The sequence below is a fragment of the Burkholderia sp. GW821-FHT14F03 genome (assembly GCF_058803765.1).
This window is the reverse complement of record NZ_JBXAPG010000038.1, coordinates 55791-79698: the sequence shown is the minus strand read 5'-3', so window position 1 is coordinate 79698 and position 23908 is coordinate 55791. Positions and strand designations below refer to the sequence as shown.

At 63.3% G+C, this 23908-nt stretch carries 22 protein-coding genes, 1 tRNA gene and 1 pseudogene; 14 read left to right on the top strand and 10 right to left on the bottom strand.

Features of this window, described 5'->3' with window-relative positions; translation table 11 throughout:
- Positions 1-221 precede the first annotated feature (221 nt).
- Positions 222-500: pseudogene (locus AC1RQF_RS24030) on the bottom strand (recombinase family protein); the annotation flags it as partial.
- 79 nt (positions 501-579) lie between these two features.
- On the bottom strand, positions 580-1041 hold the full coding sequence (locus AC1RQF_RS24025) for a transcriptional regulator (protein WP_492873123.1): 462 nt from the start codon (positions 1039-1041) through the stop codon (positions 580-582).
- 318 nt (positions 1042-1359) lie between these two features.
- On the opposite strand from AC1RQF_RS24025, the gene AC1RQF_RS24020 reads away from it, so the two are divergent.
- From AC1RQF_RS24020 to AC1RQF_RS23980, 9 genes are all read left to right on the top strand, one after another.
- The gene (locus AC1RQF_RS24020) at positions 1360-1500 is read left to right on the top strand and encodes a hypothetical protein (protein WP_492873122.1); all 141 of its coding nucleotides are present in this window, start codon (positions 1360-1362) and stop codon (positions 1498-1500) included.
- Positions 1501-1732: 232 nt separating this feature from the next.
- The gene (locus AC1RQF_RS24015) at positions 1733-3016 is read left to right on the top strand and encodes a replication initiation factor domain-containing protein (protein WP_492873121.1); all 1284 of its coding nucleotides are present in this window, start codon (positions 1733-1735) and stop codon (positions 3014-3016) included.
- Complete coding sequence (locus tag AC1RQF_RS24010; RefSeq protein ID WP_492873120.1) at positions 2995-3300, top strand: hypothetical protein; 306 nt, start codon at positions 2995-2997, stop codon at positions 3298-3300. The genes AC1RQF_RS24015 and AC1RQF_RS24010 overlap by 22 nt, the downstream gene beginning before the upstream one ends.
- Before the next feature lie 210 nt (positions 3301-3510).
- A complete protein-coding gene (locus tag AC1RQF_RS24005) occupies positions 3511-3807 on the top strand; it encodes a hypothetical protein (RefSeq protein ID WP_492873119.1) in 297 nt (98 codons plus the stop codon).
- Positions 3808-3858: 51 nt separating this feature from the next.
- The gene (locus tag AC1RQF_RS24000) at positions 3859-4095 is read left to right on the top strand and encodes a hypothetical protein (RefSeq protein WP_492873118.1); all 237 of its coding nucleotides are present in this window, start codon (positions 3859-3861) and stop codon (positions 4093-4095) included.
- A 149-nt stretch (positions 4096-4244) separates the two neighbouring features.
- A complete protein-coding gene (locus AC1RQF_RS23995) occupies positions 4245-5942 on the top strand; it encodes a virulence factor TspB C-terminal domain-related protein (protein WP_492873117.1) in 1698 nt (565 codons plus the stop codon).
- A 9-nt stretch (positions 5943-5951) separates the two neighbouring features.
- A complete protein-coding gene (locus AC1RQF_RS23990) occupies positions 5952-6245 on the top strand; it encodes a DUF2523 family protein (RefSeq protein WP_492873116.1) in 294 nt (97 codons plus the stop codon).
- A 22-nt stretch (positions 6246-6267) separates the two neighbouring features.
- Positions 6268-7374 carry a zonular occludens toxin domain-containing protein gene (locus tag AC1RQF_RS23985; RefSeq protein ID WP_492873115.1) on the top strand — a complete coding sequence of 369 codons (1107 nt, stop codon included), beginning with the start codon at positions 6268-6270 and terminating at the stop codon, positions 7372-7374.
- Between the two features lie 140 nt (positions 7375-7514).
- Positions 7515-8705, top strand: coding sequence for a type II secretion system protein GspD (locus tag AC1RQF_RS23980; protein WP_492873114.1), 1191 nt, complete (start codon positions 7515-7517; stop codon positions 8703-8705).
- A 217-nt stretch (positions 8706-8922) separates the two neighbouring features.
- Here the strand turns inward: AC1RQF_RS23980 and AC1RQF_RS23975 are convergent, their stop codons facing one another.
- The 4 genes from AC1RQF_RS23975 to serS form a co-directional block, all read right to left on the bottom strand.
- Positions 8923-9693 carry a DUF3800 domain-containing protein gene (locus AC1RQF_RS23975; protein WP_492873113.1) on the bottom strand — a complete coding sequence of 257 codons (771 nt, stop codon included), beginning with the start codon at positions 9691-9693 and terminating at the stop codon, positions 8923-8925.
- A 431-nt stretch (positions 9694-10124) separates the two neighbouring features.
- Complete coding sequence (locus tag AC1RQF_RS23970) at positions 10125-10706, bottom strand: recombinase family protein (protein WP_492873124.1); 582 nt, start codon at positions 10704-10706, stop codon at positions 10125-10127.
- A gap of 96 nt (positions 10707-10802) precedes the next feature.
- Positions 10803-10893 (bottom strand) — tRNA-Ser (locus AC1RQF_RS23965).
- A gap of 127 nt (positions 10894-11020) precedes the next feature.
- Entirely contained in the window at positions 11021-12322 is a 1302-nt protein-coding gene (gene serS / locus AC1RQF_RS23960; RefSeq protein ID WP_492873112.1) for a serine--tRNA ligase, read from the bottom strand.
- Positions 12323-12497: 175 nt separating this feature from the next.
- On the opposite strand from serS, the gene AC1RQF_RS23955 reads away from it, so the two are divergent.
- Complete coding sequence (locus AC1RQF_RS23955) at positions 12498-12764, top strand: DUF2164 domain-containing protein (RefSeq protein ID WP_274001744.1); 267 nt, start codon at positions 12498-12500, stop codon at positions 12762-12764.
- A gap of 3 nt (positions 12765-12767) precedes the next feature.
- Here the strand turns inward: AC1RQF_RS23955 and AC1RQF_RS23950 are convergent, their stop codons facing one another.
- The 3 genes from AC1RQF_RS23950 to AC1RQF_RS23940 all read right to left on the bottom strand — a co-directional run bounded on the left by AC1RQF_RS23950 (position 12768) and on the right by AC1RQF_RS23940 (position 17316).
- Positions 12768-14078 carry a replication-associated recombination protein A gene (locus tag AC1RQF_RS23950; protein ID WP_492873111.1) on the bottom strand — a complete coding sequence of 437 codons (1311 nt, stop codon included), beginning with the start codon at positions 14076-14078 and terminating at the stop codon, positions 12768-12770.
- A gap of 161 nt (positions 14079-14239) precedes the next feature.
- Positions 14240-14950 (bottom strand): outer membrane lipoprotein chaperone LolA, encoded by a 711-nt coding sequence (gene lolA / locus AC1RQF_RS23945; protein WP_274001741.1) that lies wholly within the window; start codon positions 14948-14950, stop codon positions 14240-14242.
- A 56-nt stretch (positions 14951-15006) separates the two neighbouring features.
- Positions 15007-17316, bottom strand: coding sequence for a DNA translocase FtsK (locus tag AC1RQF_RS23940; RefSeq protein ID WP_274001740.1), 2310 nt, complete (start codon positions 17314-17316; stop codon positions 15007-15009).
- A gap of 274 nt (positions 17317-17590) precedes the next feature.
- Between AC1RQF_RS23940 and trxB the strand changes: the two genes are divergently transcribed.
- From trxB to AC1RQF_RS23920, 4 genes are all read left to right on the top strand, one after another.
- The gene (trxB, locus tag AC1RQF_RS23935; protein WP_274001738.1) at positions 17591-18553 is read left to right on the top strand and encodes a thioredoxin-disulfide reductase; all 963 of its coding nucleotides are present in this window, start codon (positions 17591-17593) and stop codon (positions 18551-18553) included.
- A 127-nt stretch (positions 18554-18680) separates the two neighbouring features.
- Positions 18681-19451, top strand: coding sequence for a Smr/MutS family protein (locus AC1RQF_RS23930; RefSeq protein WP_492873110.1), 771 nt, complete (start codon positions 18681-18683; stop codon positions 19449-19451).
- Positions 19438-20061: a trimeric intracellular cation channel family protein gene (locus tag AC1RQF_RS23925; protein ID WP_274001737.1), complete on the top strand. Its 624-nt coding sequence runs from the start codon at positions 19438-19440 to the stop codon at positions 20059-20061. Before AC1RQF_RS23930 ends, AC1RQF_RS23925 begins: the two co-directional genes overlap by 14 nt.
- A gap of 187 nt (positions 20062-20248) precedes the next feature.
- Positions 20249-22435: a prolyl oligopeptidase family serine peptidase gene (locus AC1RQF_RS23920; protein ID WP_492873109.1), complete on the top strand. Its 2187-nt coding sequence runs from the start codon at positions 20249-20251 to the stop codon at positions 22433-22435.
- A gap of 295 nt (positions 22436-22730) precedes the next feature.
- Here the strand turns inward: AC1RQF_RS23920 and AC1RQF_RS23915 are convergent, their stop codons facing one another.
- Positions 22731-23849, bottom strand: a complete 1119-nt coding sequence (locus AC1RQF_RS23915) for an ABC transporter ATP-binding protein (RefSeq protein ID WP_274001732.1) — start codon at positions 23847-23849, stop codon at positions 22731-22733.
- Positions 23850-23908 lie beyond the last annotated feature (59 nt).

The window sequence follows — 23908 nt, the reverse complement described above, 5'->3', positions numbered from 1 at the left end:
GCGCCATCGGCGGCGTTGCGCCGATGGCCAGACTTCCCGTATCGAGAAACAACCTCTTGACGCTTCACAGCTAGCGCAGTGAGCGTGTATTGCCCAGTGCGCCATTGGTACACGACACGGCGCTCGTCCTCGGCTTTGAGGCTCCGTGGGCGGCCCAGGCGGACCCCGCGCACCTTGGCGGCTTCCATGCCGCTTATCGTCCGCTCGCGGATCATTTCCCGTTCGAATTCGGCAAACGCGCCTAGCATCTGGAGCATCAGCCGCCCGGATGCAGTGTTGGTGCGATGTGTTCGGTAAGACTCTCAAAGCTCGCCCCGCGGTCTGCTAGGCGATCGATGATGGTGAGGAGGTGCTTGAGTGATCGCAACGCGATCGAGCTTGTAGACGACCAGGGCGTCGCCGCGCTTGAGATTTCGGAGGAGTTTGTCTAGAACGGCGCGACGAGTGCTTGCACCTGATCGCTTTTCTTCGTGAACTGCATCGACGCCGGCCTTCGTCAATGAGTCGATCTGTGCGCGTGTCTCCTGTTCCTACGTGGAGACTCTTGCGTAACCGATTCTCATTGGATGTAAAAAAACGTCAGATTCTTCCACAGAATCTGACGTTTCTTTGTGAACAATTTCGAACAAGCCTGCCAAATCGAAAAAGTTCGTTTTCTTGGCGGAGAGGGTGCATTTCGAACCCATCTGACTGAGCGTTAGCCGTCGTGACGCCTGCGGCCTTGGCCTCATTCGCCGTCGTCAAACAGGTCCCGAGTACGAGTGTCACGGACGCGGCCACCCCGGCCGCTCGCAGGTTTCCCAGTGCACGCGCCCAGGCAGACGCGTTTTTGCTGTCTAGCGTCTGTTCAATTTCGGCCAACGTCTCAAACGGGGGCAACCCCGCCAGTTCGGCCAGCACGAGAATTTCGCCTGCATCGGGCTTCCGCGCACCGCTGCGCCATGCGGATAGGCGTGACTGGGCGAAGCCGAAATGGTCAGCAACGGCTCCCAGGGAACCCTGCTTCCGCTTCGCTGCGTCGAGTAATTCGCCAATCGTCATACAAGGCCTCTTGACAGTTTTATACGATGGTGTAAATAATTCGCCCTGAGCCGTTTACACTGATGTGTAAATTTTTAGCGAATTGGTTAAGGCGGCAGTCTATCAGTTTCGCCGGAAAGGTAAACCCGGCGCGGCTGAGGCCGGTGTGGCGGTGCGGTGCGGTGTCAATCGTGCAGGCAGGCCCTCGGATGCACGGTTGTTTGCGGGGGGGCACCTCACTGCCCCCGCCTTTTTGAGGCCACATTTCTACGGCACGCGGGGGCGTCGATGCGGAATCAACGGACAGGGGCTAGGCCGGATATTCGTGGTGGCTTTGAGGTGGATCGCGAGAATTTTCTCCACTTCCTGTTCGGCTGGCATGGGCTGATGGCAAATGAAAATTATTTCGGGGCGTCGCTGCTGAGGGTTCACCTGCTCCAGCAACTTGACGGGCTCGGCGGGCTTGCGGGGGCGTGGTGATGGCGAAGCAGCAGCAGGACAAATTTACAGGCGACATGTTCGGAAATCGCGTTGGTCGCCCGTCCAAGCTCGGCGCGAAAACCGGGGCGCAGCGGTCGGCCGACTATCGGTCCCGGCAGCGTCTGGTTTCCGTGACGCGTAACGAAAATTCGTGCAGTTGGTGCGGCGCTCCGGCGCGCGGCTGCGAAGTGTGTGGCATTCCTCCTTCCAAGACTCAAGGCTGAGGCGAATCGTGGGCAAACTCAAGTCGGCGCTCCAATCGGGTGCGATTCGTACTCCTAAATCCGTCATCGAAACCGGCGCGGCCGCTCCTGCCCGCAGCGCCAGCGAGGACAGCAGCGGCCGCGCCGGTTTTTGCCCCCCCCGGACTAACAGGGGGGGAACGGAAAGGCCGGCCATCGCGACGGTGCAGGAATTGCAGATGGTCATGACCGACACGGGGGAGTTGAAAACGGTCCTCGTGCGCCGCCCGGTGAATCAGCAGGTCGCAATGGTCGATACGCTGCGTTTTACCGTAGGTGAGGAAACATGGAATCGAACCGCCCGCGAACAGCTTGTGAGTGACGAGTGCTTCATACGTGAAGCAAGCAGGTATCTCGAAGATATCTTCGGCTTTGGTATCACGCGTGATTTGAAAAAGAGCCGGGATTTCTACACAAACGCGTGGGAGTTGGGCGACAACTTCGGACACGTCGCATTTGGCGGTGCCAGTCAACGCGGAACGATGCTCATCAACTTGAGCGGCCAGGGCTGCATTGCGGCGAAGGCTGGATGGGAATCGCGTCTACATGATTTTCTTGTGGGTACCGCTGTCCGTCCAACGATCACGCGGGTTGATCTCGCGCATGACTGCATGAAGGGCGAGTACACAGTCGATCAGGTTGACGGCTGGTATGACGATGGCCTTTTCACCTGTTCGGTGAACGCGCCGCACCATGAATATAAGGGCGATTGGAAGAGGCCGAACGGCAAGGGGCGAAGCGTCTATATCGGTTTGCGTCGGAACGGGAAGCTCTGCCGGGCCTATGAGAAGGGCCGCGAGCAGGGGGATGCGGATTCCGAGTGGGTGCGTATCGAGGTCGAGTTTCGGAACAACAAGCGCGTGATTCCGCTCGATGTACTGCTCGATCCGTCGAGTTACTTCGTCGGGGCCTATCCGTGTCTTCGCCTCCTCGATGCGTCGCGCATGCCTGAGAAGATCGAAATCAAGCGCAAGGCGGCGGAAATCAACGTCGATGCGAGCATTAAGAATATCCGCACGAGTTATGGCAAGTACGCGTTCGTCCTTCGCAACCTGTTAGGGGATGCCGATTTTCTCGACGCGATCACGAATGAGTCGGGCGAGTGGCCTGAGCGCCTCAAGGTGCCGGATTACGAAACGTGTGCAGTTCCAATGCGTTTTTGCCGCGAACACCAGTCGTACAACGATTTAGACCCCTCTGATGATGGCTGGACAGGGGAAGCGGTCTATACACCAGCCGCTGGAAACCAATCATGCGATTCAAGAGCGATGTGAAGGTGTTGGGTATGAAGTCGAGCAAGGGGCAGATGGACAACGGCACCGCGTTCGACAGTACGAAGGTGTACACCGAGACCGCCCTGGATGATTCGAAGGGTACGGCAAAGGGATTCGCTGTCGCAGAGTTCACGCTCGGTACGTCGGTGGAGTTCGACAAGTACAAGCATCTTCCCTTCCCGTTCGAAGGGACTGCCGAATTTGAGATCGTGACGAACGGTAAGACGCAGAAGACCATCATGCACAGCCTTACGCCGACGGCTCGCGCGGCGAAGGCGAGCTGATCATGAATGGCAGGGTCGTGTACGTCGTGCAGGACCTTGTTTCCGGCGGTTTCCTGCGGCCCGATTCCGGAGACGTGGGCCGAACCGATCGGCTCAGGGATGCGGGCGGATTCGAGGATATCGGTGAGGCGTGGGACGCCGGATTGGATCACTGCGATGGCGCTTTCGATGTTGTTCCGATTGTGTTCGTGAGAGTGGAGGGATAGGCGCATGGCGGCAGGATCGGGGCGGTATGTGTTGACGTGCGTGCCGGTCAGTTCAATGGGTGATGTAGGTACGGTAGATCAGGCGGTCTGCCCTCCGGCTGATGGGCAGTATTTTCGCGTTCAGACGACCCATGCGTACCTGCTCGATCCGGCCGTCGCATCGTATGTTGATGTGGCGATAGCGCCTTTCGACTACGTGCAAGCGGCAGGGTTTTGGGGCGCTTCATTTGTAGCTGTCATGGCTTTGTACGTGTTTAGTCGTTGTGTTGGGGCTGTGCTGGAATTTGTCCGGCGCGGTTGATAAAAGCGAGCCGGGCGCATCCCGGCAATCTGAGAGTAAGGAGTACCAAGTATGAAAATTAATGTTCAGAAGCTCAAAGCGATTTCCGCACGTTGCTCCATCGGGGTCCTGGCGCTCCCGACGTTCGCGCACGCGGCGGAGACCGGCGGTATCGACTACGCGCAACTGCTGTCCGGCATCAACTTCGATTCGACCAAGGTCGCCGTCATGGCCATCGCGGCATCGCTCGGGGGTCTGTATCTCGCGATCCGTGGTGCTCGGACGGTGCTCGGTATGGTTCGCCGCTAAGCCGTTTGCGATGTCGGTGATGTAGCGAAGGGGGCCTAGCGCCCCCTTTTCTTTGGGATCGAGGATATGACAAACGTACAGGCTTGGTACTTGGCAATGTTCGCGCTGGGCATGTTGTCGGCGTGGGCTGTCATTCAGGGGATACGCGGATGAAAACACGTGCATTGATAGCGTTGGTTGTGGCGCTCATGATGGTTTGTAACCAGCAGGCACATTCGCAGGCGTTGCTTGCCCCGGTTGAAAATTTTGTCGTCAATCGCGCTGAGGCGGCGATTCTTACTCGTGTAGCGATTGGGCGCGGCTTTGCGGCCAATGATCCCCGGATCTTGGCGACGCTTGAGTCGATGGGAACGGCGTCGACGGCGTTGAACGTAGCGTCTACAGGTGCTGGAGTCGCCTTGGCATTCGCAGGCGCTCCGGTTTGGCTAACGTTGTTGGCCGGGCTTGGAATCGTGGCGGCTGGTCAGGCGCTTATGTTTGCCAATGGGATGCAGCAGCTGAAGGTGTCCGCAGACGGGAATACTGTTGAAATCAGTCCGGTTGGTGCGAATGTCCCGTATGCAATCCCCGTGCAGATTCCTAGACCGGCGGGCAAAGTTCCATCGCCTGAGGCATGGGCTGTTAACAATGGGATGCGCGTTTTTAAAACGTCGACCTGCATGCCCGGGTACGAGTGTGAGGCGTACCCGGCGGACGGTGACGGTGCGTTCGGAAATTTCAGTATGTCGTCGGCCGGCACGGTCGTCTATGCCGACACGTTGAATCAGGTCTCCTACTACAAGGCGTACGAAGCAAGGTACAACGGTAGTTGCGGAAATACAGGAGGGTGCGCGTCACCATTTGACAGCCGCAACGTGATTTCTAGCGTTACGTACCTTGATGCTCCTCAGTGGTTTCCAAACGGCAAAAAAGTTCTGTGGACAAAGCAAACTGTTAGCTCTCCATATGATTGCACTCCCCCAGGATCTCCTTGGGGTACCCCCCCACGTGTTTGTTGGGGTGAGCCCGTTACGAGCGCTGTTCAAGATGGAATATGGTCATTTAATGAGAGTGCGATCCCGGCGACTGGCGCGGACCTGATGGATCTGTACGCGAAAGCGCAGCAACTTGGAAATTCAGCGAGGCTCTCTGCGAATACGCTTTCTCGCATCGTTGATGAAACGTGGAAGCGGGCGGCGTCAATTCCGGGATATAAAGGCTTGCCGTATGGCGTTAGCAATCCGGTCACGCCGGCCGAGGTGGATCCTTGGGTCAAGGCAAACCCGTCTGCTGTCCCGAATGCAGAGGATCTGTTTCGTCCTGCTCAGCCGCGTCGGGGCGGGCGCGTCGAGATTTATCCTGATTTGTACCCTCAGCCGGATCCAGTCCCCAACCCGAATCCCAACCCCAACCCCAACCCCAACCCGAATCCCAACCCCAACCCGAACCCGAATCCTGAGCCGAACCCCAACCCCAATCCGAACCCGAATCCTGAGCCGAACCCAAACCCGGGCACGAATCCGCAAATCGCGCCGAATGTGAATGTGGTCAACACGCCAAACGTCAATGTGGCGAATCGCGTCCAGATCGATCCCGGTGCGGATCCTGGTATTGGCGCTCCGAATCTTGAGTCGATACCGACAGCGGAAATGATTCTTCGGCCGCTACTGAACCTCTTTCCTGACCTGCGAAAGTTCGCCGTACCGGCGCATGCGTCCGAGTGTCCCCGTCCGACATTTGATCTGTTCGGTCAGCAGGTGACGATGAGCGCTCATTGCGATTTCGCCGAGCAGCATCGTTCAGCGATAACTGCGGTAGGGGTGGCAGCGTTTGCTATCGCTGCTCTCTTCATTGTTTTGATGGCGTAAGGAGGGGGTATGTGGGCTCTACTGTTGTCTGCGGTGAATCTGCTGCTCGGCTTTGTCGTTCGGTCACTGCTCGCGCGATTTTTTACGTATTTCGCGCTGTACTTCATCACCACGGAATTCGTCGGAGTTCTCCAGTCATCTGGAATCCTGCCTAATGGCTCCGCGCTGCTCGGAGCGTTCGGCCAGATTGGCTCAGACGTTTGGTATTTCCTCGATCTATGCGGGTTCAGTTCGGGGGTGAGCATGTTGGTTAGCGCGTACACCATGCGCTTCATCATTCGTCGCATACCCGTTATCGGGTGAGCAGCCTGAAAGAGAGAACGCTATGCCAATTAATGCATTCGGTGGTGGTCCAGGGACAGGGAAGACATATGGCGTCATGGAGCACGTCATCTTGCCCGCGATATCCAACGGTCGATTCATCATTACGAACATAGACGGCTTGGACTGCGAAGCAATTTATCAGTACGCCGCTGATCAAGCTCCAAGAGGGAAGATTATTTGCATTGGTCATATCCGTCATTGCGACAGGAGTGCGCCCGATGAGGAGGATTTTTTCCCGACTGAGGCGGCGCTTGATCAGCCCATGCCGGTTCCCGATCCGGACTACTCTCGCGTTTGCGGCGGGGATCTGGTCGTCATTGATGAGGCAACACGACATTGGGCGACAGGTGAGAAAATTAAACGATCGCATGCCTATTTCTTTCGGGAACATCGTCATTTCACGAACGAGATGGGCCATACGTGTGACCTTGTCGTCATAGATCCCGATTTGACGATGCTCGCTCGGGCGCTGAAGGGGAAAGTCGAGCTATCGTCTGTCACGCACAAACCGAAATCGCTTGGTCTGAATCGCTACTCGGTGAACCTATATCGCGGCGTTCGGCTTTCGTCGCGCCCGATCTCGAGCCGGGGGCCGTTTCCGTTTCGGCCGGAGATTTACGCTTTGTATAAGAGCTACAGTCATTCTGGCGCGAAAGAACAGCAGATCGACAAGCGGCAAAACATCCTCCGAAGTCCGGCGTTGTGGATGCTTGTCGCGGGCGTTGTTGTGGCTATTGGTGGTGGTGGTCATTTCGCGTGGCGCTTCTTCCATCCCGCGCAACGGTCAGTGCAAGGTGAACCGAGACCGTCCGGACCGGCTGTTGTGGCTGACTCGGCACAGCCGGGGTCTTCTGATATGCGATCGGCGAGTACTCCGGCGGATTTACCCCCTGCCCGAAATTCCGATTGGCGTATTGCGGGCTCGTATCGTGCCAATGGCGTGGAGTGGGTCATTCTTGTTGATGGGGCAAGTCGTCCACGCGTTGAGTCTCCGTCGATGTTTCACGGTCAGGGTATTTCGAGGATGGGGACGATTGAGGGGAAACTTGCAACAACGTGGTCAGGCTCGCACGCGGCATCAGGCATGTTTCCCGGGGGAGCACGATGAGATTTTGTGCTTGCGTCTTATTGCTCGTGACTGTGATGGCCCGTGCGGGATCGACGGTGCCGACTCTCCCGCCATTGCCGCCCGGTGCTATCGGCCCGTCGTCTTATGGATCGGTGTCGTCTGACGCATCGGTCGCGACGATGCAGCCGCTTCCGGCTATCTCCGGTTCAAGAATCGATCTGCGGTTTGTGCCCGTTGCTCAGGTGATAGATCTGATCTACGCGGACATGTTGCAGATCGCCTATGTCATCGCGCCAGAAGTTCTTGCTGATGCTCGACCTGTTTCGTTTCGGTTCGACCGCCGTGAGGGTGATATTCGACCGTTCATGAAGTCATTTCTATCGTCATTAGGCTACACCGTGTCTACGCGGGATAGCGTCGACTACATATCAAAGGCTTCTTCTGCAGATGACACAAGCAAGGATTCCTACATATATGAGCCTCGTTACAGAAACGCAGACTACCTTTCCCGAATCGTTCAGCCTCTATTCAGTGGTCGGTTTTCCACGAATAGGGAAATCTCAGCACCGGATCAAGGGCGCATGACTCGAAGTGCGCCTGCCGGGTCAGCCGCATCCATGATTGATCAGTCATCCGATACTTTGTTGTTTGTCGGAACAGCTTCTGAGATTGCATCACTGAAAAAGCTTCTTCCACAAATCGACACGCCCGTGGGACAGGTTGCTGTTAGGGCGTGGGTGTATGAGGTGAGCAACCAGTCCGACAGCAACTCGGCGTTTCAGCTGGCGGTGAAGCTTTTCGGCGGGAGAGTTGGTGCGTCACTCGGAACTGGTGCGGTGGGGGCCGGCGCAGGAACGATTCGATTGAGTGCCGGTGGTCTGGAGGCGGCGGTCTCCGCGCTCAATAGTGATTCGCGCTTTAGGGTCGTGACTTCGCCTAACCTTCGGGTGCGCTCTGGTCAGCAGGCGCGATTGAATGTCGGGCAATCGGTTCCGGTGGTGGGCGCGGTGTCCTATCCAAGTTCGAGTGGTGCGATGGTCCAGAGTGTCCAGTATCAGGACGCAGGCGTGATTTTTCAGGTTCAGCCTACAGTCCGGAGCGCGTCGATTGATTTGTCGGTGGTTGAGGAAATCAGCGACTTCGTCAAAACGACAACCGGCGTCAATAACTCGCCAACGAAGAACACAAGGAAACTTGAATCGAGCTTCAGTCTCGATGACGGTGACGCGGTACTTATCGGTGGGCTGTCGCAGGAGAAGTCGACGCGGCTTGAGTCTGGGTTTTCCTTTCTCCCGAGCTGGATGAATGGTCACGGAATCGGGAGTGGTCGCACGGAGATATTGCTACTGCTACAGGTTCAACGCTTGTAGCGCCTTTCTCGCCACATGTCGAGTCGTGCTTCGTATTCCAGCAGGGGAATCTGGAACTTGTTTGGTAGGCGCTCCCAGAGGGCTAGATACAGCGGATGCTTCCAGAGTGGCCGACTTTGCTTCGGGTGGAGGGTCGGTCGCGCCGCTGCTGGCTCTTTCGGGTGCCGGTACTGTTTGGGGTAGTAGTGCGGGTCGGGGCGGTTTGCGCTCATGGGCATCAGTGCTCAGTGGGCTCCGGGAAAGGATACTTGTGCGGTTCGATTGCCTGAAGCTTTTCGCGTGTGGCATCAGAAATAACCTCGTGCAAGGTCGTCGTTTGCCCCCCCATTTTGCAGAAGTGCGGTTCGATTATCTTGAACCCTCGGTCATCCCCTGCTTGATAGCGCCTGAAAATCCAGTATGCGATCTGATCTGCCATCTGAATCAAGCGGGACGCCTTCGAGTCGAGAAACAGTGGTACCTCAGCGAAGTTTCGCAGCTTCCCATTCGCGTGCCCGACGTGCTTAAATACTCGGTGGAGTGACTGCATTGTCTGCTCGGTCTGCCCTTTTGAGCGATCCAGAATGAAAATCCCCCTCGCTGGCTCCGCGCGTTTTTGATACCTGTATGCAAGCCACTTATCAAAACATGATGCCAATGATTCGTAACAGAATGGGATAATTCTCTCTTTTGGCATAAGCGCTTTCTCTACGACCGTAGCGAAAGCATGTGCTTTCAGCTGCCTGTTATCCAACAGCCTCAGCATGTCAGCCACGGCACGTGTGCGCTCTGTCGGGGAGAACTGGTCCCAACCTTCCTTTGCCGATCGCATCGGACCCGCGTGCAGCTCCCTGTAGCGCCCGTCGTCCTGGAACCGGGCCGCAATGGGTTCGATGTTCGCTTCGAGCCAGTGCGTCTGGCGCTCGAAGAGCATGATTCCCCCCAGTACAAAAAACGACGTGTTCGGGTCGTCAGGCGAGCCTGAGTCGTCAAGGTAGGTGAGATACATGGGTCCCCGGAGTGCAAAAGAAAACGGGCCGCATCAAGGCGGCCCGTCAAATTCGGTAAGTCGAGTGGAACAATCGTCCAGCGCACTGCAAGAAATCATCGGTCAGTACTCTCGACTCAGCGCGAAGTATAGCAAATCACAGGGGAAAAGTTAGGCTAGCCTAAGCTGCGCGAGAAAAGCGTGCGAAATTTAGCGGAAGAAGTTGTTGCACACAGATTCTGCGTTAGCGCTGCTCCTCTCGCAGGTGGCGTCTAGCGTTAGGAGTGTCCGACAGTGCCGCGAGCGGCTTAGTGCGACGGCCTCAGTGCGGAGTCGTGCCGGTTGTCGCGCGGCTCAGCGCGGCCCGTCGGACCGAGTAGCGGGTGATACCACTGCGCCAGGTCGAAGGCGGTACGGTTTGCCTTCCCTCCCCTCTCTGCAAAACTTGCCTTTTACGGACTGGGCGCTGGCTGAGAGCGATTTTCCGCGCGATGTACCGCGCGCTTGATGCTCGATAGGTGAACGCCGTACTCGTGGGCGAGTGCTGTGAGCGTGTAATTTCCGGTGTGCCATTGGCGCACGGCGCGGCGCTCGTCTTCGGCGCTGAGACTTCGGGGGCGTCCCAGGCGAACGCCGCGCCTTATGGCGGCCTGCATGCCGCTCCTGGTCCGTTCGCGAATCATTTCGCGTTCGAATTCGGCGAAGGCTCCAAGCATCTGGAGCATCAACCGCCCGGCCGCTGAGTTGGTGTCAATGTGTTCTGTGAGACTCTCAAAACCGGCTCCGCGCTCTTGTAGGCGGTCGATTATGTTGAGGAGGTGCTTGAGGGATCGCGCAATGCGATCAAGCTTATAGACGACTAGAACGTCGCCGCGCTTGAGGTTTCTAAGGAGCTTGTCTAGGACGGGGCGACGTAGGCTTGCGCCTGATCGCTTTTCTTCGCGCACTGCATCGACGCCGGCCTTCGTCAATGCGTCGATCTGCGCGCGCGTTTCCTGTTCTTGAGTGGAAACTCTAGCGTAACCGATTCTCATTATATGTAAAAAAGCGCCAGATTCTTCCACAAAATCTGACGCTTCCTTACGAACAATTTCGAAATTTCACTCAAAATCGAAATTATTCTACTTATCTGGCGGAGAGGGTGGGATTCGAACCCACGGTACGGGGAAACCGTACGCCTGATTTCGAGTCAGGTACATTCGACCACTCTGCCACCTCTCCTTTTTACTGCACTTCCCCGGCTGGTCATTTCCGGGCAAGCAAAGATTATAGAACGATCTCGGCTCAACTTCCAAGCCCTTTTTGCAAAATTCTCACAAGGGCTTCCGGAACATGCCGGCGCGCAAACTCATGACGCCTGGCGGGGCGCGTCGATGCGCTCCAGGCCGCCCATGTACGGACGCAGCGCGACCGGCACCGTCACCGAACCGTCGGCGTTCTGGCAGTTCTCCAGCACCGCGACGAGCGTCCGGCCGACCGCCAGCCCCGAGCCGTTCAGCGTATGAACGAGCTCCGGCTTGCCCTGCGCGTTGCGATAGCGCGCCTGCATCCGGCGCGCCTGGAACGCCTCGGTGTTCGAGCAGCTCGAAATCTCGCGATAGGTGTTCTGCGCCGGCAGCCAGACTTCGAGATCGAAGGTTTTCGACGCCGCGAAACCCATGTCGCCCGTGCACAGCGCCATCACGCGGTACGGCAGCTCGAGCTTCTGCAGGATCGCCTCCGCGTGGCCGACCATCTCGTCGAGCACCGCGTACGACGTCTCCGGCGTGACGACCTGCACCATCTCGACCTTGTCGAACTGGTGCTGCCGGATCATGCCGCGCGTGTCGCGGCCATACGAGCCCGCCTCCGAGCGGAAGCACGGCGAATGCGCGGTGAGCTTGATCGGCAGCGCCTGCGCGTCGACGATCGAGTCGCGCACCGTGTTCGTCAGCGAGATCTCGGAGGTCGAGATCAGGTATTGCGTGACCGTGTTCTCGCCGCCGCCCTTCTCGACGCGGAACATGTCGTCCGCGAACTTCGGCAGCTGGCCGGTGCCGTACAGCACTTCCGGATTCACGATGTACGGCGTGTAGGTTTCGCTGTAGCCGTGCTGCTGCGTGTGGGTGTCGATCATGAACTGCGCGAGCGCGCGATGCAGGCGCGCGATCGGGCCGCGCAGCATCGTGAAGCGCGCCCCCGACAGCTTCGCGCCCGTCTCGAAATCGAGGCCGAGCGGCGTGCCGACGTCGACGTGATCCTTCACCTCGAAATCGAACTGCCGCGGCGTGCCCCAGCGACGGGCCTCGACGTTCCCCGCCTCGTCCTTGCCCACCGGCACGCTGTCGTGCGGCAGGTTCGGCATGCCGAGCATCAGCTCGGACAGGCGCGCCTGGATGTCCTCGAGCTGCACCGCCGAGGCCTTCATCTCGTCGCCGATGCCGCCCACTTCCGCCATCACCGCCGACGTATCCTCGCCTCGCCCCTTCAGCGCGCCGATCTGCTTAGACAGGCTGTTGCGGCGGGCCTGCAGCTCTTCGGTACGGGTCTGGATCGCGCGGCGTTCCGCTTCAAGCGCGGAAAACGCAGCGACGTCGAGGGTGTAGCCGCGATCGGCGAGGCGTTTCGCTACGCCGTCGAGGTCTTTGCGCAGCAACTGGATGTCGAGCATGGGAGGACAGGAAAAATCGTTGTATGAAACGAGGATTCTAACGCACCGCGGCCCCGTCACGGCGGTCGCCCGTTGCGGGGCCGCTCGGCCCGTACGCGCCGGCGCATGTCAAGATGACGGCGCGCGGCCGCGCGCCGCGCCCGTTTCCGTTCACCCCGCCGCCGCTGGAGACCGCATGGCCATCGAACTCGACAAGGACGTCCGCGACCGCGCGATCGTCTCGCTGCAACGCTACTTCACCGAAAACATGGAAGAACCGATCGGCAACCTGCAGGCCGGCGCGCTGCTCGGCTTCTTCCTCGAGGAAATCGCGCCGCTCGTCTACAACGCCGCGGTCGGCCACGCGCAGCAGCAACTGCACGGCCGCATCGCCGAACTCGACATCGAGTGCCACGAGGAGCCGTTCGGCTACTGGAAAAAGTTCGAGCGGCGCAAGCGCTGAGGCTCAGTCGCCCTTGCCCGCCGCCTTGTCCAGTTCGCGCAGCCACGTCAGCTTCTCGGCGATCTTGGTTTCGAGCCCGCGCGACACCGGCTGGTACCAGCGCGGCTCGCGCATGCCGTCGGGCAGGTAGGTCTCGCCCGCCGCATACGCGTGCGGCTCGTCATGCGCATACCGGTACGCATGCCCGTAGCCCAGTTCCTTCATGAGCCGGGTCGGCGCGTTGCGCAGGTGCACGGGCACCTCGCGCGACTTGTCCTGCTTGACGAACGCCATCGCCTGGTTGAACGCGTTGTAGCCCGCATTGCTCTTCGCCGCGCAGGCCAGGTAGATCACCGCCTGCCCCAGCGCCAGCTCGCCCTCGGGCGAGCCGAGCCGCTCGAAGGTCGCGGCCGCGTCGTTGGCGACCTGCATCGCGCGCGGATCGGCGAGACCGATGTCCTCCCACGCCATCCGCACGATCCGCCGCGCGAGATACTTCGGATCCGCGCCGCCGTCGAGCATCCGGCAGAACCAGTACAGCGCGCCGTCCGGGCTCGAGCCGCGCACCGACTTGTGCAGCGCCGAGATCTGGTCGTAGAAGTTGTCGCCGCCCTTGTCGAAGCGCCGCGCGTTCAGCGTCATCGCGCTGCCGACGAACTCGGCGTCGATCGTCGTCAGGCCCGCCGAGGTCGCCGCCGTCTGCGCCTGTTCGAGCAGGTTCAGGAAACGGCGCGCGTCGCCGTCCGCGTAGCCGATCAGCGTATCGACGGCCAGCGCCTCGAACGCGAGGCCGTCGAGCGCGGTCGCCTGCGCGCGCTGGAGCAGCTGGCGCAGCTCGTCGTCGCTCAGCGACTTCAGCACGTAAACCTGCGCGCGCGACAGCAGCGCCGAATTGACCTCGAAGCTCGGGTTCTCGGTCGTCGCGCCGATGAAGGTCACGAGCCCCGACTCGACGAACGGCAGCAGCGCATCCTGCTGCCCCTTGTTGAAGCGGTGGATTTCGTCGACGAACAGGATCGTGTGCCGGCCCGTGCGGTTCAGCGTGTCCTGCGCGCGCTCCATCGCCTCGCGGATGTCCTTGACGCCGCCCAGCACCGCCGACAGGGCGATGAATTCGCACTCGAACGCCTGCGCGGTCAGGCGCGCGAGCGTGGTCTTGCCGACGCCGGGCGGCCCCCACAGGATCATCGAGTGCGGCTTGCCCGATTCGAACGCCAGCCGCAGCGGCTTGCCCTCGCCCAGCAAATGCGTCTGGCCGATCACCTCGGCGAGCGTCTTGGGGCGCAGCGCCTCGGCGAGCGGCCGGCGCGGTTCGACTTGAAACAGGTCGGACATGAACCTTGGCTCCCACGAAATTTCGATGGCGGCGCAAGCGGCCGCCGGACTGGTCATTATGACAGCGCGGCGCACGGCGCATCGCGGCGCCGCGCGGCCGCCGAAACGCAGCGGGCCCGCCATCGCTGGCGGGCCCGCTCGATCACGGCGCGCGACGACGCTCAGCCGGTGATCACGTCCGCGCCCTTGGGCACGACGAACTTGAACTGATCGGCCTTGAGCGGCGGATTGGTCTGGATGTTGGTGAAGGTCAGCAGCGTGACGTTGCCGAACACGTCATGCAGCTCCATCGCGGCCAGCACGCCGTTCTTGAAGCCGATGCCGATGCGCTGGAACTGCGTGTCCTGCGCCTTCGGCACCATTTCGAGCCAGTCGATCCCGCCCTTCTCGCCCGCGTCGCGCAGCGTGTAGTTCTTGTCGAGATCGTTGCTGCCGAACAGGATCGCGGCCGGGCTCGCGCCCAGCGCGCCCGCGAGCTTGCGCTCGGTGACCTGGTTCAGATCCTTGTCGTACACGTAGAGCGTGTCGCCGTCCGCCTGCAGCACCTGCTGGTACGGCTTCTGGTACGACCAGATGAACTTGCCCGGACGCGCGAACACGAAGCTGCCGCTCGAATTGTCGGTCGGCTTCTGCGTGGCGAGCGCGCCGCTCGCCGCCTTCGACGGCGCCTTGACGATCTGCTGCGTGAAATCGCCCTTCGCGGTGCGCACCTGCGTGACGAACGCCTTCAACTGCTCGGCGCCGCTCGCGAACGCCTGCGATGCGCCGAGCATCAGCGCCGCGCCCGCGAGCGCGACGCCGAGCCGGCGCGCGAGGCCGCGGCGCGACGCCGCGGCCGGTTTCGACTGAACTGCAAACGACGGTTGCTGCATGCTGATGATTCTCCCTGGATGATCGTCCGGCGACGGCGCGCCGGCCCGATGCGGATTCATTCGGTGTCGCGCGTCGGCACGAGAATTTCGCGGTTGCCGCCCGACGACATCGCCGACACGAGCCCCGACTGCTCCATCTGTTCGAGCAGGCGCGCGGCGCGGTTGTAGCCGATGCGCAGGTGGCGCTGGACGAGCGAGATCGACGCGCGGCGGTTCTTGATGACGATCTCGACCGCCTGGTCGTACAGCGGATCGGACTCGTCGCCGCCCTCGCCGGTTCCCGCGCCGCCCGAGCCCTCGTCGCCGTCGGCGACGCCGCCCTCGAGCAGACCGTCGATGTAGTTGGGCTCGCCGTGCTCCTTGAGCTTCTCGACCACGCGGTGCACCTCGTCGTCCGACACGAACGCGCCGTGCACGCGCACGGGCAGGCCGGTGCCGGGCGGCAGGTAGAGCATGTCGCCCATGCCGAGCAGCGATTCGGCGCCCATCTGGTCGAGAATCGTGCGCGAGTCGATCTTCGACGAGACCTGGAACGCGATCCGCGTCGGCACGTTCGCCTTGATGAGGCCCGTGATCACGTCGACCGACGGACGCTGCGTGGCGAGGATCAGGTGGATGCCGGCCGCGCGCGCCTTCTGCGCGATCCGCGCGATCAGTTCCTCGACCTTCTTGCCGACCACCATCATCAGGTCCGCCAGCTCGTCGATCACGACCACGATGTACGGCAGCTTGCCGAGCGGCTCCGGATCGTCCGGCGTCAGGCTGAACGGATTCGGCAGCTTCTCCTCGCGCTTCGCGGCATCCTCGATCTTGTTGTTGTAGCCGGCCAGATTGCGCACGCCGAGCTTGCTCATCAGCTTGTAGCGGCGCTCCATCTCCGCCACCGTCCAGTTGAGCGCGTGGCCCGCCTGGCGCATGTCGGTGACGACCGGGCACAGCAGATGCGGTATGCCTTCGTAGACGCTCATTTCGAGCATCTTCGGATCGATCAGGATCAGGCGCACCTGCTCGGCGCTCGCCTTGTAGAGCAGCGACAGGATCATCGCGTTGATCCCGACCGACTTGCCCGAGCCGGTCGTGCCGGCCACCAGCAGGTGCGGCATCTTCGCGAGGTCCGCGCACACGGGCTTGCCGCCGATGTCCTTGCCCAGGCCGAGCGTGAGCACCGACGGCGCGGCCGCATACACCTCGGAACCGAGGATCTCCGACAGCCGCACGGTCTGGCGGCGCTGGTTCGGCAGCTCGAGCGCCATGTAGTTCTTGCCGGGAATCGTCTCGACCACCCGCACCGACATGATCGACAGCGCGCGCGCGAGATCCTTCGCGAGGCCGACGACCTGGCTGCCCTTCACGCCGGTGGCGGGCTCGATCTCGTAGCGGGTGACGACGGGCCCCGGGTAGGCGGCGACCACGCTCACCTCGACGCCGAAGTCCTTGAGCTTCTTCTCGATCAGCCGCGAGGTGAATTCGAGGGTGTCGGCGGAAATCGCCTCCTGGGTCTGCGGCGCGGGATCGAGCAGCGCGATCGGCGGCAGCGTGGAGTCGCCCGGCAGGTCGGTGAAGAGCGGCACCTGGCGCTCCTTCTCGACCCGCTCCGACTTCGCGGGCGTGACGATGGGCGGCACGATCGTGACGGGCTCGTGCTCCTCGATCCGCACCCGCTCCTCCTCGACCTTGCCCTCGCGGCGCACCGCCGCGGCCTCGCCGAGCTTGCGGTCGCGCTCCGCCTCGCGGCGCAGCCTGGCGAGCGTGACCGCCGACAGGATCGCATCGCCGACGCGCTCCGCCACCGACAGCCACGAAAACCGGAAATACAGCGACAGCCCGATCGCGAGCGCGACCAGGAGCGCGAGCGTGCCGCCCGTGAAGCCGAACGCGTGCGACATGCCGCCCGCGACCGCCTCGCCGACCACGCCGCCCGGCGCGCGCGGCAGCTGGACCTTCAGCGACCACATGCGCAGCGCCTCGACGCCGTCGCTCGCGAGCAGCACCAGCACGAACGCGGCGCCTTCCGCGAGCCAGCTCGCGGGCTTGCGCGGCGTTTCGGGGACGACGTCCTGGCGGGTGATGCGCCGGTAGTTCGAGGCGACCTGGCGCGCGAGCAGCACGACGAGCCAGTACGCCGACAGGCCGAACAGCAGCAGCATGATGTCGGCCGTCCAGGCGCCGACGCGGCCGGCCCAGTTCGAAATGTGGTCGACCTGGGCGGCGTGCGTCCAGCTCGGGTCGCGCCGGCTGTAGCTCAGGAGCGCCATCAGCAGGAACGCAAGCAGCGCGACCTGGAGAATCCAGCGGATCTCGCCGAGGAGCCGCGACATCCGGTGCGGCAGCGCCTGTGCCTGCGCGGTATAGGGAGCTTTTGCCATGAATCCGTTCAGAGGGGGCGGCCGCGCGGCCGCCGGTCGTTCTATCCGGCCTATTGTAAACGCTGCGCCGCCCGACCAAGTGTAAATGACGGTAACCCCGTCCGGCACCGGCTATCGCCGCGATTGAAACTGTCGTTCGGCGGCGCAGCATGCGGGCCTTTATAATGCGCGTTCCATACCCAACTACCTTGGTGTCCCGCGGCCGGCGTCGGTCGCGCCAGGTCGTGCGTTCGCGCCACCCCGCCCGCCCGGCCGTTTTTTACGGATCTTGCACATGTCCACGCCCAAACACGCGAAAGTTCTGATTCTCGGTTCCGGCCCCGCCGGCTACACGGCGGCCGTCTACGCGGCCCGCGCCAACCTCTCGCCCGTGCTGGTCACGGGCATCGCGCAGGGCGGCCAGCTGATGACCACGACCGACGTGGAGAACTGGCCCGCGGACGCGAACGGCGTGCAGGGCCCGGACCTGATGCAGCGCTTCCTCGCGCACGCGGAGCGCTTCAACACCGAGATCCTGTTCGATCACATCCACACCGCGAAGCTCGACGAAAAGCCGCTCCGCCTCGTCGGCGACGCCGGCGAATACACCTGCGACGCGCTGATCATCGCGACGGGCGCGTCGGCGCAGTATCTCGGCCTGCCGTCCGAGGAAGCGTTCATGGGCAAGGGCGTGTCGGCCTGCGCGACCTGCGACGGCTTCTTCTACAAGAACCAGAACGTCGCCGTGGTCGGCGGCGGCAACACCGCGGTCGAGGAAGCGCTGTACCTGACCGGCATCGCGAAGAAGGTCACCGTGATCCACCGCCGCGACAAGTTCCGCGCCGAGCCGATCCTGATCGACCGCCTGCTGGAGAAGGAAAAGGAAGGCGCGGTCGAGATCAAGTGGAACCACGTGCTCGACGAGGTCACGGGCGACGACTCCGGCGTGTCGGGCCTGCGCATCAAGCACGTCGAGACCGGCACGACCGAGGATCTCGCGGTGCAGGGCCTGTTCGTCGCGATCGGCCACAAGCCGAACACCGACATCTTCAAGGGCCAGCTCGAGATGAAGGACGGCTACATCATCACGAACAGCGGCCTGTCGGGCAACGCGACCGGCACCAGCATCGCGGGCGTGTTCGCCGCCGGCGACGTGCAGGATCACATCTACCGCCAGGCGATCACGAGCGCCGGCACGGGCTGCATGGCCGCGCTCGACGCGCAGCGCTACCTGGAAAGCCTGCACGACCGCAAGTAAGCCCGTCGCGCGGCGGACGCTACAATGGCGTCCACCCGCGCGCGCCGCTGCCGAGAGCCGCTGCCCGCGCAGCGGCTTTTTCATGTCCGCGGGCGGCATCCGCCCGTCTTCGAGCCTCCGAACCACCATGGCGAAGAACCAACCCCATCCGAGCGACCCCGCGAAACGCCGCGCGGCGGCCCAACCCAAGCCGAGCGCCGCGCCGCCCGCGCCCCCGCCCGCCGCCGCCGACCTGCGCGGCCAGGGGCTCGCGGGGCTCGGCGCGCTGCGCGGCGCGCTCAAGGGCGACGCCGAGCGCCGCGAACGCGAGCGCGTCGAGGCGCGCCAGGTCGCCCGCGCGGCCGCCGCCGACGCCGACCTGTTCCGCCGCGAGATCGGCGCGGTCCGGTCGCTCGCGCCGTCCGGCAAGGTCACCCCCGGCCGCACCCCGCCGCCGCCCGTGCCGCAGCAGACCCGGCTCGACGAGGAGGCGGTGCTGTCCGAAACCTTGTCCGACGAATTCGATCCGGAAACCCTGCTCGACAGCGACGAATCGCTGTACTACCACCGCCCCGGCATCAGCCGCGACGTGGTGCGCAAGCTGCGCAGCGGCGCCTGGATCGTGCAGTCGCAGATCGACCTGCACGGCATGCGCCGCGACGAGGCGCGCGACGCGCTCGCCGCGTTCATCCGCGAAGCCGGCAAGAAAGGGCTGCGCTGCCTGCGCGTGATCCACGGCAAGGGGCTCGGCTCGATCGGCAAGGAGCCCGTGCTCAAGGGCAAGGTGCGCGCGTGGCTCGTGCAGAAGGAAGAAGTGATCGCCTTCTGCGAGGCGCGCGACAACGACGGCGGCGCGGGCGCGGTGCTCGTGCTGCTGCAGCCGGGCGCCCCCGAGCGCGGGCCGCGTGCCGCACCCTAGGCTGACCCTCGCGATCGCCGTGCTGGAGGCGATCGCGACGCTCGCCTACGCGATCTCGGGCTTCGTCGAGGCGCGCAAGAACCGCCTCGACTCCGTCGGCACCTTCATCGTCGCGCTCGCGACCGCGTTCGGCGGCGGCACCGCGCGCGACATCCTGCTCGAACGGCGGCCGTTCTACTGGGTCGTGCACGAGTACTACGTGATCGTGATCTTCGTGCTCGCGCTGTTCGCGCCGCTCGTGCTGCGCATGATGTCGCGGCGCTCGGCCGAACGCATGCTGCTCGTCGCCGATGCGATCGGGCTCGGCATCTTCAGCATCTCCGGCACCTCGATCGCGCTCGACGCCGACATGCCGCGCTTCACCGCGGTGATGATGGGTGTGGTGACCGGCGTGTTCGGCGGGATCATCCGCGACGTGCTGTGCAACGACATCCCGCTGATCCTGCGCGACTCCCGCCCGTACGCGACCTGCGCGTTCGCCGGCTGCTGGTTCTACCTGCTGCTCGTCACGCTGCAGGTCGACGCGGTCTACAGCGTGCTGCTCGCGACCGGCTTCATCCTCGCCGCGCGCCTCGTGACCTACCGGTACGACGTGCGGCTGCCGCACTGAGCGCGCGCCCTCGGCTGCGCGCCGCGATCGCGGCCGGCGCCCGGACCTGCTTTGCGGCGCCGCGGCATCGATTCGCACAAATTCCCACACGCAGCGCCAAATCGTTCCACTAAGATCGTGCGGCTTCATTGCCCCGCTTCGCGCGACGCAATACGCTTGGCGGCGTTTCTTTACTCCACGAGTCAAAATGAAACTACCCACTTCGATCAGGGTCGCCGCGCTCGCGGCCGCGTTCTTGTCATCCGCCGGCGTCGCCTGGTCCGCGGACGGCCCCCCCGTCGCGCCGGTGCGCCCCGTCACCGACACCTACTTCGGCACGCCGGTGGCGGACAACTACCGCTACATGGAAAACCTCAAGGATCCCGAGGTCCAGGCGTGGATGAAAGGACAGGCGAACCACACGCGTAAGGTTCTCGACAGCCTCTCCGGCCGCGCGGCGCTCGCCGGGCGCATCCAGGCGCTGATGAGCGGCGACCTGCGGCGCGACGAAGTGAGCCGGCGCGGCGGCCGGCTGTTCTACCGCCTGTTCGAGCCCGGCACCAACCTGCCCAAGCTCGCCTACCGCGACGGCGTGAGCGGTGCGGAACACGTATTGGTCGACCCGGCGAAGCTGTCGACCGACAGCGCCCATCATTTCGCGCTCGACTGGTACTCGCCGTCGTGGGACGGACGCTACGTCGCCTACGGCGTGTCCGAAGGCGGCTCGGAAAAGAGCGTGCTGAAGGTGATCGACGTGCAGACCGGCCAGCTGCTGGCGGAGACGATCGATCGCACCAGCGATTGCGTGGTGTCGTGGCGCGCGGACAACCGCTCGTTCTTCTACCTGCGCTATCCGAAGCCGGGCCCCGACACGCCGCCGTCGCAGACCGAGTACAACGCGGTCACGTTCCTGCACGTGCTCGGCGAACACCCCGACGGCATCGGCGACACGGCCGTGTTCGGGCGCGGCGTGTCGAGCGCGGTCGAGGTGCCCGAGGGGCAGGCCAGCTATGTGCTGCTGGCGCCCGATTCGCACTACGCGGTGGCGGTCGCGAACCGCAACATGGACGACAACCCGAACACCTTCTATGTCGCGCCGCTCGATCAGGTCGACGGCGCCCGCACCCCGTGGCGGCGCATCGCGACCCCGGACGACGGCGTCACCGACGTGCAGCTGCACGGCGACCGCCTGTACCTGCTGTCCCAGAAGGGCGCGCCGCGCTTCCGCATCCTGTCGCTGCCCGCCGCCCAGCCCGAACTCGCGAAGGCCGAGGTGGTCGTGCCGGAAGGCCCGGCCGTGATCGATGCGTTCGCGCCCGCGAGCGATGCGCTGTATGTGAGCGAACGCGCGGGCGCGTCGTTCCAGCTGCGCCGCATGGGCTTCGACGGTCGCGACGCGCGCGCGATCGACCTGCCGTTCGCCGGCACCGTGCATCACCTGAGCACCGATCCGCGCACGCCGGGCGTGATGTTCAGCCTGCAGGGCTGGGTCACGGCGCCGCGCGAGATCGCCTACGATCCGGCCCGCGGCAGCGCGACCGACACCGGGCTCGTCCCGCCGTCGAAGAGCGAGTCGACCGACCTCGAGGTGCACGACGAATTCGCGGTCAGCTACGACGGCACGCGCGTGCCGGTGTCGATCATCGCGAAGAAGGGCATCAAGCGCGACGGCTCGCATCCGACCATCGTGTTCGGCTACGGCAGCTACGGAGTGTCGATGGACCCGTACTACGCGCCGGCCTGGCAGGCGTGGATCGAACGCGGCGGGATCATCGCGGTCTCGCACATGCGCGGCGGCGGCGAATACGGCGACGCGTGGCATCGCGCCGGGCAGAAGCTCACCAAGATCAACACGATGCTCGATTTCATCGCGTCCGCGCAGCACATGATCGACCGCGGCTACACGCAATCGAAATATCTGGCGGCCAACAGCGCGAGCGCGGGCGGCATCGTGATGGGCGGCGCGATGGAGATCAATCCGGGCCTGTTCCGGGTGGTGCTCGACGACGTGGGCCTGTCCGACGCGCTGCGCTTCGAGACCGAACCGAACGGGCCGCCCAACGTGCCGGAGATGGGTTCGAGTTCCGACGAAGCCGGTTTTCACGGCCTCTATGCGATGAGCGCCTACGCGCACATCCATGACGGCACGCCCTACCCGGCCGTGATGTTCACGACGGGCGCCAACGATCCGCGCGTGTCGCCGTGGCACATGCTGAAGATGGCGGCGCGCATGCAGGTCGCGACCGGCAGCGGCCGCCCGGTGCTGCTGCGCATCGACTACGACGCGGGCCACGGCATCGGTTCGAGCGTCTCGCAGCGCGCGAACCTGCTGGCCGACGAGTGGGCGTTCGCGCTGTGGCAGATGGGCCAGCCGGGCTATCGTCCGACGCATTAGAAACCGGCGTTGCCCCGGCGGCCCCCGAGGGCCGTCCGGGGCCGCCGACGCGGCGCGCGCCTGCGCACGGTTTGAGCGCCGCGCCAGAAACCCGCGTCTCTTGAGCCGTTTGCCCCTCAGTTCGGTCCGGCCGCTCACCGCACCCCTGCCAACCCGGCTCTAAAAAAGCAAAGCCCCACGCTCCGGAAAACGTGGGGCTTGTCAGCAGTCTGGAGGCCCTGAGGGTCTTGCACTCAGGGGCTCGCCCTCGGGCCTCGCTTCATCCAGATGCTCGCCGGCGCGCCGGCCTCGTCGTTCAGACGATCCGCGCCTCGGTCGCCGGATCGAACACCACCGCCTTCGATACGTCGAACATCAGCGTCAGGTTTTCCTGCGCGCGCGGCTCGGCGGCCGGGTGCACGCGGCTCACGATGCGCTTGCCGTTGACCTGCGCGAACACGTGGGTATCGGGGCCGGTCGGCTCCGTCACGTCGACCCGCACGTCGATCGGCTGCAGGCTCGACGCCTCGCCGTTGTGCGCGCTGCGCGCGTCGGTGATGCGCTCGGGACGCAGCCCGAGGATCACTTCGCGGCCGACATGGCCGTTCATCCGCTTGGCGTCGAACGGCAGGTTCAGCACGCCGCGCATCGCGCCCGTGTCGAGTTCGAGGCCGACGCCGCTGCCCTGCTCGACCAGCCGGCCGTTGATGAAGTTCATCGGCGGCGCGCCGATGAAGCCCGCGACGAACAGGTTCGACGGCGAATCGTAGATCTCCTGCGGCGCGCCGAACTGCTGGACCACGCCGTCCTTCATCACCGCGATGCGGTCGCCGAGCGTCATCGCCTCGATCTGGTCGTGCGTCACGTAGACGATCGTCGTGCCGAGGCGCTGGTGCAGCAGCTTGATTTCCGAGCGCATCTCGATGCGCAGCTTCGCGTCGAGGTTCGAGAGCGGTTCGTCGAACAGGAACAGCGCCGGATCGCGCGCGAGCGCGCGGCCCATCGCGACGCGCTGGCGCTGGCCGCCCGACAGCTGGCCCGGCTTGCGGTCGAGCAGGTGCTCGATCTGCAGCATCGCGGAAACGCGATCGACGATCTGCTTCTGCTCGGCCTTCGGCACCTTGCGGATGTTCAGGCCGAACGAGATGTTCTCGCGCACCGTCATCGACGGATACAGCGCGTACGACTGGAACACCATTGCGATGTCGCGATCCTTCGGCGACAGGTCGTTGACGACCTTGCCGTCGATCCGGATCTCGCCGCGCGTCACGGTCTCGAGCCCGGCGATCATGTTGAGCAGCGTCGACTTCCCGCAGCCCGAGCCGCCCACCAGGATCAGGAACTGGCCGTCCTCGATGTCGATGTCGACACCCTTCAGAACCGGCACCCCGTTCGGGTAGGTCTTGTACACGTCACGGATGGAAAGGCTTGCCATGCTGTGAATCCTCTGTCTATATGTCGACCGGCGTGCGTGCTGTCGTGCTTCACGCCGAT

Excerpts from the sequence above, each read along its gene's own strand:
- AC1RQF_RS23915 (WP_274001732.1), bottom strand. The coding sequence starts at position 23,849 with ATGGCAAGCCTTTCCATCCGTGACGTGTACAAGACCTACCCGAACGGG.
- AC1RQF_RS23970 (WP_492873124.1), bottom strand. The coding sequence starts at position 10,706 with ATGAGAATCGGTTACGCTAGAGTTTCCACTCAAGAACAGGAAACGCGC.
- serS (WP_492873112.1), bottom strand. The coding sequence starts at position 12,322 with ATGCTCGACATCCAGTTGCTGCGCAAAGACCTCGACGGCGTAGCGAAA.
- AC1RQF_RS23990 (WP_492873116.1), top strand. The coding sequence starts at position 5,952 with ATGTGGGCTCTACTGTTGTCTGCGGTGAATCTGCTGCTCGGCTTTGTC.
- AC1RQF_RS23930 (WP_492873110.1), top strand. The coding sequence starts at position 18,681 with ATGGCGAAGAACCAACCCCATCCGAGCGACCCCGCGAAACGCCGCGCG.
- AC1RQF_RS23980 (WP_492873114.1), top strand. The coding sequence starts at position 7,515 with ATGCAGCCGCTTCCGGCTATCTCCGGTTCAAGAATCGATCTGCGGTTT.
- AC1RQF_RS24025 (WP_492873123.1), bottom strand. The coding sequence starts at position 1,041 with ATGACGATTGGCGAATTACTCGACGCAGCGAAGCGGAAGCAGGGTTCC.
- AC1RQF_RS24000 (WP_492873118.1), top strand. The coding sequence starts at position 3,859 with ATGAAAATTAATGTTCAGAAGCTCAAAGCGATTTCCGCACGTTGCTCC.
- lolA (WP_274001741.1), bottom strand. The coding sequence starts at position 14,950 with ATGCAGCAACCGTCGTTTGCAGTTCAGTCGAAACCGGCCGCGGCGTCG.
- AC1RQF_RS23940 (WP_274001740.1), bottom strand. The coding sequence starts at position 17,316 with ATGGCAAAAGCTCCCTATACCGCGCAGGCACAGGCGCTGCCGCACCGG.
- AC1RQF_RS24005 (WP_492873119.1), top strand. The coding sequence starts at position 3,511 with ATGGCGGCAGGATCGGGGCGGTATGTGTTGACGTGCGTGCCGGTCAGT.
- AC1RQF_RS23920 (WP_492873109.1), top strand. The coding sequence starts at position 20,249 with ATGAAACTACCCACTTCGATCAGGGTCGCCGCGCTCGCGGCCGCGTTC.
- trxB (WP_274001738.1), top strand. The coding sequence starts at position 17,591 with ATGTCCACGCCCAAACACGCGAAAGTTCTGATTCTCGGTTCCGGCCCC.
- AC1RQF_RS23955 (WP_274001744.1), top strand. The coding sequence starts at position 12,498 with ATGGCCATCGAACTCGACAAGGACGTCCGCGACCGCGCGATCGTCTCG.
- AC1RQF_RS23975 (WP_492873113.1), bottom strand. The coding sequence starts at position 9,693 with ATGTATCTCACCTACCTTGACGACTCAGGCTCGCCTGACGACCCGAAC.
- AC1RQF_RS24010 (WP_492873120.1), top strand. The coding sequence starts at position 2,995 with ATGCGATTCAAGAGCGATGTGAAGGTGTTGGGTATGAAGTCGAGCAAG.
- AC1RQF_RS23950 (WP_492873111.1), bottom strand. The coding sequence starts at position 14,078 with ATGTCCGACCTGTTTCAAGTCGAACCGCGCCGGCCGCTCGCCGAGGCG.
- AC1RQF_RS23985 (WP_492873115.1), top strand. The coding sequence starts at position 6,268 with ATGCCAATTAATGCATTCGGTGGTGGTCCAGGGACAGGGAAGACATAT.
- AC1RQF_RS23995 (WP_492873117.1), top strand. The coding sequence starts at position 4,245 with ATGAAAACACGTGCATTGATAGCGTTGGTTGTGGCGCTCATGATGGTT.